The organism is Methylococcus sp. EFPC2 (assembly GCF_016925495.1).
In the GTDB taxonomy this organism is placed as follows: domain Bacteria; phylum Pseudomonadota; class Gammaproteobacteria; order Methylococcales; family Methylococcaceae; genus EFPC2.
Window position 1 is genome coordinate 1,183,880 of the sequence record NZ_CP070491.1, and the last position, 15,116, is coordinate 1,198,995.

The window sequence follows — 15,116 nt, forward strand, 5'->3', positions numbered from 1 at the left end:
TTCCAGTCCGGCGATGGATCGCGGTCGGTGACGACGGGCGACATCGTCAAGCTCGCCACCAACTACGACGCCAGCAAGGGCAAGCCGGGCGCTTATTACCAATATGTCGCCCACGGCGGCACGGATGCAGCGCCCAGTCCGCTCACCACCACCCTGAATCTGAGAACCGAGGACTACGGCGACGTCACCAAGTGGCAGTTGCTGGATGTTTACGTGACGCTTTATCAGGTCGGCGCCGACGGTCGCGTGACCGTGACCAGAGACAACGGGGGCACTGCAAGCAGCAGCACGTATAACGACTTGGCCAGTTTCAATACGTCGGCCAACAAGCAATATGCCACGACTTCGGGATGGCGCTATGGCTGGCAGGTGGATGTGCAGCAGAAGGTGATCTACAGCAAGCTCTTGCAGAGCAGCGCATGGATCGGCATCGATGCCTTGGCCGCCGATCCCGGCAACATCGAGTGGGATAGCGTGGAGGTTCAGGGCATACCGACGCTGTCGGACGAAGGGCCTTATTACTTCCTCGACGCGGCCCACGCGACGGATCCCTACATCTATTCCACCAGCACCGACATCACCTCCGAAAAAACCACGCCGGTGGAGGTGTGGCACGATGAGGAAACCACCTGGTACGGCACCACGACCTACAAGAGCCTGATCCAGTCGGAGGAAGGCCAGGAGGTGCATCACGTCCACACCATCAAGGCCGACTATCCCATCACCGTCAATTTCATCGGTTACGAGCAGGGCGGCGTGTCGGTGAAGTCCAACCAGGGCGGCAGCATCCTGCTCGGCGGTCCCATCCTCAACGACACCGGTGTCACGCATCTGGAGACCAATGCCCGCATCGAGCAGTTGAACGATGGCGCCTATGTGGGCGGCGCCGGCATCGAGCTGATCGCCGGATTGGGCATAGGCGGCGAAGGTCAGGAACTGTTGACGGATCAGGCCGATAAGGCCGGTGCCTACCTCGACGCCAGCACGGTGGCAGGGGACATCTATATCGAAGAGATCGTCGACGATCTCGCCATCGGCCAGGTCGTCGCCGGTCAGGGCAACGACGTGATCATCGGCGCCCAGGGCGACATCCGGGTCGCGCAGGGCAAGCTTGGCCTTATTCAGGGCGGTTCCCTCGATCTGGTCGCCGGCGGCAGCGTCGGTGTGGCGGGGACCCCGCTGGTGCTCGATTCCGGCGATCTGACCGCGGACAAGGTCAATATCACCGCGGCGGGCGAAATCCATGTGCGCGAGCGGGTAGGGGATTTGCGCGCGGAAACTATCACCGCCGGCGGCGTGGTGGATATCACCGTCAGCGCGGGCAATCTGCTCGACGGCAACCTCGTCCAGGAAGTCGACGAGCGCACCGTGGAAGAACTGCGGGCCGGGGTCTGGAGCGATCTGCAACTGACCGGCACGGCATTCGACCAGAAGGTCGCGGACACCATCGCGGCCTACAAGGCCGCCAAGCAGGCGGAGTACCGGACCTACTGGCAGTACCGCAACACCCAGGCCAATCCGGCGGTCTACGACGCCAACCACACCCTGAATCTTTCGGTCGATGAACTGGCTTATTACACCGAGTTCTACACCGTTCAGGGGACGGCGCAGGGTAAATCGGGCGCGGAACTGGATACCTTCGTGCAGAACGCCATCGATACCCTGGAGGCTTCGCGTACCCTGCAATACCACACCTTGCACGGCCAGTACGGGCAGTACGGCAACACCTACAACGCCAGCTTCGCCTATACCCTGACGACCGAGGAACAAACCCGGTTCAGCCAGAACGGCATCTTCAAGAAATGGAGCGAGCAGGAATTGCTCAACCTGATAGGCGCGGGCCTGTTCAAGGCGGTATCGGACACCACCACCACCATCGAAGATCCCAACATCGTCGGCGCCAGCCTCGAGTTGACGGTTTCCGGCAACGTGGGCAAGACCGAGGGTCAGTCCTACATCACCCTGCCGACGACCGGCCTGTCGCCGGAAGAACGGGTCAAACTGGCGGCGGCCGAACGGGACGACATCGTCTACCTGGGCAGCGCCCAGGCCGCGGCGGTGGTGAACTTCGACGCCGCCACACGCACCATTACCCGCACCGACGGCAACTGGACCGGTTTCTCGGCGGGCATGAACATCCTGATCGAAGGCGGCACGGCCAACCTCACCGAGGACGGCGTCTCCTATCGCATCGAGAGCGTGGCCGGCAATGTCCTCACCCTCAGCGCGCCGGTGAATCTGGCGAATGAGTCGGGCAGCAGTGTCACGATCAGGCAAGTCATCCTCGATCCGCGCGGCATCGATATCACCACGACGGTCGATTTCGGCGGCAACACGGTCACCCGCGCGGCGCCCGGCAGCTGGCTCGACGACGGCTATCGGGTCGGCATGGCCGTGGCCCTGATCGGCGATACCGCCAATGCCACGGCGGGCACCGCCTATCGCACCATCACCGCGGTCAGCGACACGCAAATCACCCTGGATGGCGTGGCCCTGGTCGCAGAAACGGGCAAACGGATCACCGTCGACCAGATCGTCTCCAACGTCAGCGCGATCCAGATCAACGAACGCGAGGACGTGGATGTCGAGATCAGCGGCGTCGTCCGCGTCGAGGCCGGCGGCAAGGCCTACCTGGGTTCGGAATCCGACCTCGATGTGGATCAGGTGGTGGCGGGCGGCGATGTCCGCATCAAGACCTCGGGCAGCATCTTCAATGCCGCTGGCGCAGGTGTGGCCAATGTGGTCAGCGGCGACCTGATCCTGGAGGCGGGGGAGGGTTCCATCGGCACCGCGAGCAAGGTCTTCGTCATCGATTTGGCGGACGGCGCTAGCCTGACGGCGCGGGCCAAGACCGGGGTTTATCTCCTGGAACAGTCCGGCGACATGAACATCGAATCGGTCTATGTCAAGGCGGGCGGCGCTTTCCTGGAAGCGCAAGGTTCCATCCTCGACGCGCTGAACAGCGATTTCACCAAGATCCAGGCCAATGTCATCGTGCTGAATGCGGGCGGAAGCATAGGCGATGCCGGTACCGGCGGCGTTCCGAACTATCTGGAAATCGATACCATAGGCGCCGGCGTCGAAAACCCGGGCTCCAACCTCACCGCGACCGCGAACGGCAGCATCTGGATCGCCGAGACCTTCGGCGACCTGAACGTCCGCAACGTGTTGTCCCAGACCGGCGACGTCGACCTGAAGGCGCAGGTAAGCATCCTGGATGCCGTCGATCTGGTTGATCCCTACCATCCGGAAACCAGTGCCGAAGCAAGCGGTCCGGCGAACCTGCCTGCGGCCGACATCATCGGCAACAGCATCACCCTAACGGCAATCGCCGGTTTCATCGGCCTGAGTGGAAACGATCTGGACATCGACAGCCGCCACTCGTCCGCGACCGGCGTGCTCACGGCCAGCAGCGCCGAAAATGCCTATATCATCGAAACCGCCGGCGATCTGTATCTCAACCAGATCGGCACGGGCGCCGGCAAGACCGCCTTCGTCACCGTGCCGGGCGGCAGCATCCTGGACGGCAACAGCGACCCCAATGGCGCCAACATCACCGGCGGCATGACCTATTTGGTCGCGGCGCAGGATATCGGCTCCGTCACGGCGTCCATCACCACGGTCATCGGCAACATCGAGTCCTGGTCGAAAGCGGGCGGCACCTGGGTGAGCAATTTCGGCGCGCTGACGGTCGGCGGCGTCGTCCCTGCGGTCGACAATCCCGCCGGCATGACGGCGGGCGGTTCCATCACGCTGTCCGCTTCCAGTCCGATCACCGTCACGGAAAACCAGCAGGCGGCGGGTGCCATCCTGGTCGTCGCCCACGACGACAACCTGGACAGCGATGCCGACGGCACGGCCACGCCCGGCGTGGACGACGATGCCGACTTCCTGATCGTCAGGAGCAACATCCGCATCATCAGCACCGGATCCAGCGTCCGGCTGCTGGCCGGCGACGATCTCAGCCTCGAAGCCGGTGCTGTGGTCCAGGCGGTGACCTTCATCGAATTGGCCGCCGATTGGCAGGGCGACATCGCCGGTCATGCATCGGGCGGGCCGGATGTCGATGCGGCCACGGCCTCCATCGCCGTGACTGGCGCGACCCTAGCCGCCGGCACCGAGGTCACGGGAAGCGCGACCGGCGAAGTGTCGGTGCAGGCTTCGTCGGTTACGGCCGGCACGAACCTGAGCCTGACGGCCGGCGCCGATCTGACGGTGGCCAACTCGTCGCTGACGGCGACGGCAGGCTCGATAGACCTGGCCGCCAACGGCGGGGCCTTGACGCTGACTACGGCTACGCTGACCGCCGGCGCCTCGATCACCGGCACCGCATCCGCCAATATCGTCGTGCAGACCGCTTCCTTGCTCACGGCGGGAGCCGATCTGACCCTGACGGCAGGCGCCAATCTGACGGTGGCCGACTCGTCGCTGACGGCGACGGCGGGCTCGATCAATGTGACCGCCAGCGGCGGCCAGTTGAATTTGATCAGGTCCACGCTGAGCAGCGGCGGCTCGATTACGGCAGCCGCGTCCGGCAGTCTGACGGAAGACCACGCCACGCTGCATGCGAGCGGCGGCTTCGTCAAGCTGACGGCCGGCACCGATGTGATACTGCGCAATCAAACCGACGTGAGGGCGCACACCTACGTCGACATCGACGCGATCGCCGGCCAGGTGCAGGTCTTGAACCAGACGGGCGTCACGGCGGATACGCAGTACATCGCCGTGGACGCGGCGACGGACATTCTGGTCGAGCAGATTTCCTTCCTGCGGGCCGAAACCTTCGTCGACCTGACCGCCCTCGCGGATGCGATCACCTTGCGCGACCACGCCGAGGTCGATGCCAACACCGGCGACGTGACCGGCGAGGCCGGCACCGCCGTCACGGTCGATCTGGCGTCGACCATGACGGCGGGCGGCGCCGTGTTGCTGACCGCGAACAACGGTGCGCTCAGCGTGACCCGTAATTCGACCGTGCGCGCGCGCGGACTGAACGTCCGGGGCAGCGCGAAGACGAACATCGATGTGGCCGATTTATCGCTGGTCGAGGCGTATACCGATGTCGAGCTGACGGCGCAGACGGGCGCCTTGACGGTGGCAGACGATGCCGCGGTCACCGCGTTGACCGGCTCGGTGAGCGGGCAGGCCTTAGCGGATGTGTCGGTGCTCGACCGCAGCAGCATCGGCGCGAGGATCGACCTGTCCCTGATCGCCGGCGACAGCCTCGTCATCGATTCCGCTACCGGTGTGTCCCGCGTCACGGCCGATACCGGCGACGTCCTGCTGCGTGCCGGCGACGATGTCTACCTGTCGCGCACCGGCATCGTCCGCGCGCTCGACAGCGACTACGTCGGCGGTGACCGTCTCAACTACGTCCGTATCGAGGGCGATACGGGCGGCGATGCCGATGCTCAGGGCACCAGCATCCTGATTGAAGGCATCGTGGAAGGCCAGAACGTGGTCATCCAGGGCAACGGCGAAGCCGACCGCATCGAACTGCGCCAGATGGTCGGGCTGGTCGGACACACCCGCATACTCGGCTTGGGCGGTGAAGACCTCGTCATCATCGACCGCCAGCCGACGCTGACCACCAGCCACAACCGGCCGTATCACCTGCTGGCGAACGGTAGCGATGGCGCGGTGCGCGACACCCTGGACATCGACGGCGGCGACCTCACCGACGCGGTGATCGTCAACGTGGTGGGCGACGGCCTGACCAGCACGCTGATCAACGTGGTTGACAGCGGAGCGCCCGACCGGGGGGCCGATACGCTGACGATCAACGGCACGGCCGGCAACGACGTATTCCTGCTGCGTCAGCACTTCGTCGCCTCGCTGGAGCAGACCGGCACCGATGCGAGCGGCCGGCCGATCTTCGCGAGTGAGGTCGAACGCATCAACTACGACGGCAGCATCAACGGCCGGCTGGTGGTGAGCAGCGGCGACGGCGACGATCAGTTCTACGCCGACGACAACAGCACCATCACCACCCTGGATGGCGGGTTGGGCAAGGACCTGTTCCAGATCGGCCAGGTCTTCGGCTCCAACCCGAACGGCTACGATTATCCGCCGGGTGACCGGCCCGACGACATCCGTGTGGTGGCCGACGATACGCAGAACATCGACCTGAGCTCCGACCGGGACGACATCGAGCTGCTGCGCATCACGCGCGGCTGGTTGAGCCAGGGCATCGGCTATGCGCTGACGGCGGCCGGCGGCGAAGGCAACGATACCTTCAATGTCTACAGCAACAAGGCGGTGCTGAGGCTGGAGGGTGAATCGGGCAACGACAACTTCGTGATCCGCGCCTTCATCGCCGAAGACGCCATCATCGCCAACGGCGGCGGCGACGACGACAAGTTCGAATACAACATCAACGCGCCGGTCAGCATCAACGGCGGGCTCGGTTTCGATAGCGTGGTCGCGATCGGCACCGAGCGCAACGACGCCTTCATCGTCACCGAAGACGGCATCTTCGGCGCCGGCCTGAACATCCGGCTGGACGGCGTGGAAGAAGCGGTCGAGGTCGACGGCCTGGAAGGCGACGATACCTTCTTCGTGCTCGGCACGCGCAGCGACGTGGTGACCACGGTCATCGGCGGTCTGGGCAGCGATACCTTCAACGTCGCCGGCGACGTCACCCAGACGGTCATCAGCCAGGATCTGAACGGCCGCAGCGCGATCATCAACCAGGGGACCAGCAGCACGGCCGGCAATCCTTACGACAAACTGCTGGTCGACGGCGTGGCGGTGAGCATCGCCGATCAAACCCAGGGCAAGGTGGTCATTGGCGAAAGCGACGGCTACACCGAACTGCTGGAAGATGCCGGTGCCACCGATGCCTACCAGATCTCGCTATTCGATCCCGGCACGCTGGACTCGAATACGGTGGCGTATTTGACGGTGTCGGCGGGTGTCTCGTCGACTTACGATCGCAGGCTGGCGCAACGCAACACCGCCGACGGCGGCCCGCACGAGGCCGATTCGGTCCTGGTGTCGATCGACAACGGCGCCACCTGGGTCCACGCCGCGGTGCTGAAGTTCACGGCTTCCGACTGGGCAACGCCGCAGACGGTGCTGGTCAAGGCAGCTCACGACGATGCGCGCGAGGGCGAGCGCAAGGTCATGATCAGCCACAGCTTGCTGGTGGTGGGCACCAGCGCGGCCGATAAGGCCTTGTTCGACGGCGTGGCCATCCCGAACGTGGAAGTGCGCCTGCTCGACGACGACGCGGGGGCCTTGCTGATCCGCGAGAGCGATAACGCCACCCGTGTGCTGGAAGGCGACGCCCAGAGTGCGATCGTCGACACCTACCAGGTCAAGCTCTCGGTCGATCCCACCGAGGCGGTAAGCGTCGATCTGGACTTCAGCGTGCTGGGCCAGGTCCAGATCTTCGACGCGGCGGATCCGAACGTGGCCATCACCCGCCTGACTTTCGGACCGGGCAACAACGACTGGCGCACCCTCATCGTCAAGGCGGTGGACGACGCGGCGGACGAAAACACCGGCGTGGTCACCGTGCGCCACAGCTTCAGCACCAGCGATCCGGTCTTCGCCGACGCGGACACTGCCGAACTCGAAGTGCATGTGTTCGACAACGAGTCGGCGCGCGTGCTGGTCACCGAGAGCAACGGCGATACCCGGGTGGTCAAGGACGGTGCCGGCGACGACTACAGCCTGCGTCTGGTGAGCAACCCCGGCGCGGAGGTTTTCGTCAATCTCTACGGCGACGGCCAGACGGTATTCACCGGCGCCAACACCGTCGGACAGGCGGACTTCCGCCTGCTGCTGCGCGATCTCGGCACGGCCCAGACCTACACGGTGGACCTCGCCAGCCACGGCACGGCGGCGGACACGATCACCCGCAGCGGCGCGAGCTGGGCGGACGACGGTTTCCGGGTGGGCACGCTGTTCAAGATGGACGGCGGTAACACGCTATACAAGGTCAACGGCATCACGGACGTGACGAGCGGCGACGGCGTGATCAGCAGCACGATCACCTTGACTACCGCAGGAACCGTGACCGACGCCAACGGCGTATCGGTGACCCTGCAGCGCATGACCTACGCGGTCCGGTTCGATTCGGCCAACTGGGCGCAGGAGGTGAGGGTGTCCGTGGCCGCGGATTCCGACTTCGTAGCGGATGCCGCCAGCCAGTTCGTCCGCAACGAGCCGGTACGCGAGCATGTGGTCAACCGCATTGCTGGCCCGCTGATCATCGAGGGCGGCGTGGCCGAAGGCAAGGATCGCTCGGTCCGTGCGGCGGTGATGCTGCCGACCGAGCATGCCGCGCTGCCGCTTGACATCAGCAACGCGACCGACGAGACGCAGCAGGCCGACCGCCTGAACGTGTTCAACGATTCCAGCACCGCCGACGATAGCGGCTGGATGAGCGCGGTGGAGTTGCGCAACGACGTGGTCAAGCTCGGCGACGCCGACCTTGCCAACGAGGTGCGTCCCATCAATCTGTCGGGCCTGGGCATGCGGCCCGGCGCCGACGGCAGAAGCGCCGACCTGGTGGTCGACATCAGCGAAAATCAGGACGGCAGCGGCAACATCATCATTCCCGGCGGCATCACCTTCGACGACATCGAAGTCACCGAGATCCTACTGGGCCAGGGCAATGATCGGTTCAATATCGCCGCGACCAGCACCGGCACGCCCGGTGCGGGCGACAAGCTCGTCACCGTGGTGCACGGCGGCGGCAATAAGCGCTTGGCCGATGGCACGATGGGCGGCGACACGATCACCGTCACCGGTGGCGGCGGGGTAGCTTCCCCGCTCGTGATCTACGGCGATACGGCGCAGGACGGACGCCGCTACGATGCGCGGCCGGATCTGGGCATCTTCACCGGCAACGCGCTCCACTACGCCAACGCCGGCAACGATGTCATCGACGCCAGCGCGATCGGCCAGACGGTGACGATCTACGGCGGCGCGGGCAACGACACGATCCGCGGCAGCCAGACCGCAGATCATCTGGCCGGCGGCTCGGGCGACGACAGCATCTATGGCAACGGCGGCGGCGACCACATCTACGGCGATTCCGGCTTCAACCTCGCCTTCGACATCAGGAAGGATACTAGCGATGCGGCGGTCGTCGCCCGCCTGCTGACCGTACCGACCGTCGATACCGCGACGGCGGCGACGCGCGACGGTCTGCTGGCCGGCCGCGATACCATCTACGGCGGAGACGGAGACGACATCGTCTTCGGCGACCACGGCATCATCGCTCAAGCCCCAGGCACGCTGCGCCTGATAAACACCGGCAACGTGACGCGTATCGCGAGTGACGTTTTCCTCAATGGCGACGACGACATCCTCGACGGTGGCGCCGGTAACGATCGCATCTTCGGCGGCCGGGGCGGCGACCGGATCGATGCGGGAGCGGATCACAACATCGTGTTCGGCGACGACGGCGTCATCGACTACGTCATAGCGGATGGCGATCGCTCGGACATCGACCTGATAGCGAGTACCTCGACGGCGGCGGGCGGCGGCAGCGACACCATCACCGCCAACGGCGGCGGCGACATCGTCATCGGCGGGCGCTACGACGACACCATCAACGCCGGCGACGGCGTCAACTGGGTGATCGGCGACAGCGGGCGGATCATGGCGGCCATCGTCAATGCGCCGCAGCCGGGCGGCCAGCCGATCACGCTGGGCCGAATCGAAACGGTCGAAGCGGGAGACGGTGGCGGCGACGGCATCACCACCGGCATCGGCAACGACATCGTGCTGGGCGGTTTCGCGGGCGATACGCTGGCCTTGGGGGCGGGCAACGACATCGGCATCGGCGACAACGGCGAGCTGGTGTTCGATGCGGCCGGTGCGCCCGATCCCGCCTCGCTGGACTTCGTGCGCACGACCCATCCTGCCTTGGGCGGCAACGACACCGTCTACGGCAACGCCGGCGACGATCTGGTCCTGGGCGGATACGGTGCCGATAAGCTGTACGGCGGCAACGGCTCTTCCGGCACGGCAATCACGGTGAGTGATGCCGACCTGTTGATCGGCGACAACGGCGAAATCGCCGATGTCGTGCGCCTGTCCGGCTTGCGGGCCGCCAGTGTGCGCACCACGGATACCGTCAATAGCACCGGCGCCGGCGACACGCTGGAGGGCAACGAAGACGACGACGTGCTGCTCGGCGGCGTGGGGGGCGATATCGTCGACGGCAATAGCGGGCGTGACCTGGTCCTGGGCGATAACGGTACCTTGACCAGCCGCGCCGACGGGGTGAACACCAACCCGAGATACCGGGCGCTGCAGGGCACACTGCTCTATTCGAACGCAGGCGAGCCCTTGGTGGACATCAGCCAGCAGTTCGGCGGACCGGCAGCCGGCGTGCCGAAATGGAGCAACTGGACCCTCACGGTCGGCGACGGTCTGGATGGCCTCTACGGCGACGACTATATCGCCGGCGGCGCGCAGGACGACACGCTGTTCGGCCAGCGCGGCAACGACACCGTCCAGGGCGACGGCTCCATCCTCAGCCGGCTCAACGGCGGCTCGGGTGTGGGCGCCTACCGCGACGCCGCGGGCAACCTGGTCGTCCGCGCGTCCGCCGAGGCCGCAACGGACGGCGACGACTACATCGAGGGCGGCGGCGAAGCCGATACGCTATTCGGCAACCTGGGTCAGGATGACATCGTCGGCGGCAATTCCAGCCTCTTCGGTCTGGCGAGCGCCGGCCAGCGCAACGATGGTGCCGACTTGATCTTCGGCGGCGCGGGAACCGACATCGGCCGCAACGATGCCGGCGATGTCTCGGTCACCGGTCATGCCCGCGACTCCGACACTATCCTCGGCGACAACGGCAACATCTATCGTCTCGTGGGCACCAATCGGGCCGACAGCGGCCAGTTGCTCGGCTACAACTACGACGACTACAACTCCGGAAGCGGCACGCAGAGCAAGATCGTCGTGCGTGCCGCGGCATTGCTCGACTACACACCGGGCGGTCCGGACTACAGTACCGTGGCCCTGACTGACAAGGGGGCGGCGGACGAATTGCACGGCGAATCCGGTGACGACTTCGTCTACGGCATGACCGGCAACGATGTGTTGTTCGGCGAGGGGCAGGACGACGACTTGATCGGCGGCTGGGGCAATGACTGGATATCCGGCGGCACCGGCGACGACGGCGTGCTCGGCGACGACGGACGCATCTACACCAGCCGCAACGGCAAGGCCGAGCCTTTGTACGGCGTCGTTGCCACGACTCAGAGCTTCATCAGCACGCCGGGCGATGTACAGCAGGCCGACTTGAATGTGACGGGGCAGTTGAAGAAGACGGTCGACCTGACGCCCTTCAATGTGGATCCCAACACCGAGGGGCAGAATCCGCTGTACCGTCCGGCTCAGGCAGACGACATCGTCTATGGCGGCCTGGGCAACGACAGTCTGCATGGCGGTTCGGGCGACGACGCCGTCTCGGGTGGCGAAGCCTTGGCGGGTTTCTACGCGAAGCCGGTCAACCCGGGCAATGTGCTGGGTTACAACCCGGCCACGGGCGAGTTCGCGGCCTATGACGAATACAATCCGCGCACCAAGATCGTGGACTTCCTGCTGAACTTCAGCGCGACGGAAGGCGTCGACCAGGTCAGCAGCACCTATGGCACGGTCAAGTCCGACGGCGACGACAAGCTGTTCGGCGATCTCGGCAACGACTGGCTGGTGGGCGGAACGGGGAGGGACAACCTGTACGGCGGCTGGGGCGACGACTTGCTCAACGCGGACGACAACCAGGACACCGACGGCGGGCTCAACAATTCCCCCGATACCCACCCGTCCTATGAGGACCGGGCCTTCGGCGGTGCGGGCCGCGATGTGCTGATCGGCAACACCGGTGGCGACCGGCTGATCGACTGGGCCGGCGAGTTCAACAGCTACATCGTGCCGTTCGCGCCTTTCGGGCTGGGCACGGTGAGCCGCTCCCTGCAACCCCAGTTGGCCGAGTTCCTGTATGCCTTGTCGGCCAGCGATGGCGCCGATCCCACCCGGGCCGCCGATACCGGCGCCGATCCGCTGCGCAACGGCGAGCCGGAAGGCGAGCTGGGCTTGGTTCGCCAGCAGGATTTCGCCTGGCGGGATCAGACCGGGGCGCCGGCCGATCCCCAGCCGGGCAATATCCCGGGCGGTTCGCGCGACGTGTTGCGCTCGTCGAGCTTTAATGACGGCCAGATGCAGGCTTTCGCGCCAGACAGCGGTACCTGGCAGGTGCAGAATGGCGCCATGCAGGTATCGGCGACCTCGCTGCATGGCGACGCGGTAGCGGTCTATGCCACCGGGGAGCCGCTGCCGGGCTACTTCGAGGTCCAGGCTACGATCAACGTGATCAAGCCCACGGCCGGCTGGAAGGCGAACTCCTATGTCATTTTCGACTATCAGGGAGCCCATGACTTCAAGTTCGCCGGCCTGGATATTTCCACCAACAAGCTGGTCATGGGGCACCGCGATGCGACCGGATGGATCGTCGACAAGCAGAGTCCGTTCAGTGCGAAATTCGGGACCAATTACAACCTCCTGCTGGCGGTGAATGGCCTGACGGCCAGCTTGCTCGTGAACAACACGACGGTGTTCAGCCAGACCTACGCGGCGCGTGTCGTGGACGGCTATAGCTACGGGCTCAACTGGGGCTTGATCGGCTTCGGTTCGGACAACTCGCGGGGCGGTTTGGACAATATCGCGGTGCAGGTGCTGCCGCCGCAGATCACCTACCAGAATACCGAGGACTTCGCCGACGGCACAGCCGATCTGTTCACTGCCGGCGGCTCGGGCGACTGGAAGGTCCAGAACGGCCGTTATACCGGTGCGCCGGCTGTGGGAAATAGCCTGGCGTACCGGCTGATCCAGCTGCCCGGCGTGGACAACATCCAGGTCAATTCGGTGCTCGACCTGACCGCCGTGGTGAACACGGCGACACGGGCGGGCTTCATTTTCGACCAGGACGACGCCGGCAACTTCAAGTTCGCGGCGATCGATGCCGCAGCCGACCAGGTGGTCATCGGGCATTACACCGTGAAAAGCGGTTGGGTCACAGATCAGGCGGTGTCCAGGGCCATAGCCGCCGGCGTCGACTACACGCTCGGTGTGGTGCTGCGCGGGACGACGGTCAGCCTGACCCTCAATTCGCAGACGGTGCTGGGCAACGCGTTCAACGCGGCGACGGTGAACGGGCGTTTCGGCCTGTTTACCAGGGGGAGCACCGGCAGCAGCTTCGACAACGTCACGGTCAAGACCAACGACACGGCCTTCATCGCCCAGCCTCTGCTGGCGGCGGCTCCGGCCAGCTCGAAGCGGGGCGTGGCCCTGGTCGGCACCCAGTCGCTGGACGCGGTGGTTCAGGAAGCGAAGAAGCAGTGGCTGGCCTCGGGGCTGGCGAGTGCCGCGGAACTGGACGGTGTGCGCGTGCAGGTGGCCGATCTTGGACCGCAGGGCAGCCTGCGCCTGGGGCAGGCCGAGGGCAATGTGATCACGCTGGATAACGATGCCGCCGGCTGGGGCTGGTTCGTCGATCCCACGCCCACCACCAACGAAGAGTTCGTCGATGCGGGCACGAACGGCTTGACGGCCGGGACCGAATCCGCCGCCTTCGGCAAAATCGACTTGCTGACGGCGGTGGCTCATGAGATCGGCCACGTGCTGGGCTACGATCACAGTGCGGAAAATGCTAGCCACGAGCTCATGGACGGGGTCCTGGATGCCGGTACCCGACTGTTGCCCGAAGCGCTCGATCGGACGGTAAGCGTGAGCTACTTCGACCCCGTACAGGGAGGGTTCCATCCGGTGGCACCGGCTCACGCCGGGGCCAGGGGCGAGGACGACGAGTTCGTGATGCTGTCCGGCAGCCACGATCAGCCGGCAAGCAAACGCTTCGACCTGGAAGATACGAGCGAGGACTTGTTTTGGGCCCAGTACGAGCAGTCGGAGGAGTATCAGGCGGGTCGACGCAAGGGCGCGGTGTCCAAGGCGGGGATACAGTGGGACAAGTCGCGCTGAAGCGTATGACTTGCCGGACGATATCGCCGAACCGGATAGACGATGGGCATGGATGGAGTCCGTGACCATCGTCGAGGAGGATGTGCGGCGATATCTTTGCGTCGACGAATTCATGCAAACCCTGGTGGATGCCCGAGCCTTGCAAAGCGCATTCGAACTGGGTGTCATCGACGCCTTGCTGAAAAGCCGTGCGACCCCGACCGAACTGGCCGCCCGGCTGGACACGCGGCCGGCGGGGCTCGCGTTCCTGCTGGATCTGCTGAGCGTCGCCGGCGTCATCGAGCAGGAGGAGGATGGCCGGGTGCGACTGAGCGGGCGCTTCATGGGCGCGCTGGAGTTCCGCGAGCTGCTGGAGACGAAACTGGATTTCGCCGGTACGGTGCTGCCCGACTTCGCCGAGCTGTTCACGCTGCTGATCGCCCGGCCCGAACAGTTCATGCGCCGTTCGCGCACCTTCAATCTGTTCCGCTACGACCGCTGTTTCGACCCCAGTCCGGACAACTACCATGCGACCCGGAACTGGATGCGCTACACGACGGCGCTGACCCGTTACGAGGCCCGGGCCTGCCTGCGCAACCACGACTTTTCCCCCTACCGGCGGCTGCTGGATATCGGCGGCAACAGCGGGGAGTTTGCATTTCGCATCTGCGAGCAGCATCCGGACATCGAAGCCACGGTGTTCGATCTGCCTCTGGTATGCGACATCGGCGCGGAACATCTCAAGGGGCTGAATGCGGCCGGGCGCGTGAACTTCGTGAAGGGCGACCTGCGTTGCGATCCGCTGCCCGGCGGGCAGGATGCCGTCACGTTCAAATCATTTCTGCACGACTGGCCGGAAAGCCTGGCCCTGCAGTTTCTCGCCAAGGCGGCTGAGGCCTTGCGTCCCGGCGGGACGATGGTGATCTTCGAGCGGGCATCGCTGCGCGTGAACCAGGCGGGCATGCCTTATTCGATGATACCCAATCTCCTGTTTCTGCATTTCTTCCGCGATCCGCGCGTCTACGGCGAATGCCTGAAAAGACTGGGATTCGAGTCGGTCGAAATCAAGGAAATCGAGCTGGAAATGCCTTTTAATCTGGTCACGGCGACGAAGCGCCGACACGGATGAG

2 protein-coding genes (1 of these 2 cut by a window edge) are annotated in these 15,116 nt (G+C 65.0%); both read left to right on the forward strand.

Annotated features, from left to right (window positions below; all coding sequences use genetic code 11):
* A protein-coding gene (locus tag JWZ97_RS05050; protein WP_205433721.1) for an LEPR-XLL domain-containing protein crosses the window boundary here: on the forward strand, positions 1-14,007 show its final stretch. Its footprint begins 15,984 nt before the window's first position; 14,007 of the gene's 29,991 nt are visible here — the last part of the coding sequence; the start codon falls outside the window, past its left edge; its stop codon occupies positions 14,005-14,007.
* A gap of 52 nt (positions 14,008-14,059) precedes the next feature.
* Complete coding sequence (locus tag JWZ97_RS05055; protein ID WP_205433722.1) at positions 14,060-15,115, forward strand: methyltransferase; 1,056 nt, start codon at positions 14,060-14,062, stop codon at positions 15,113-15,115.
* The last annotated feature ends 1 nt before the right edge of the window (position 15,116 follow it).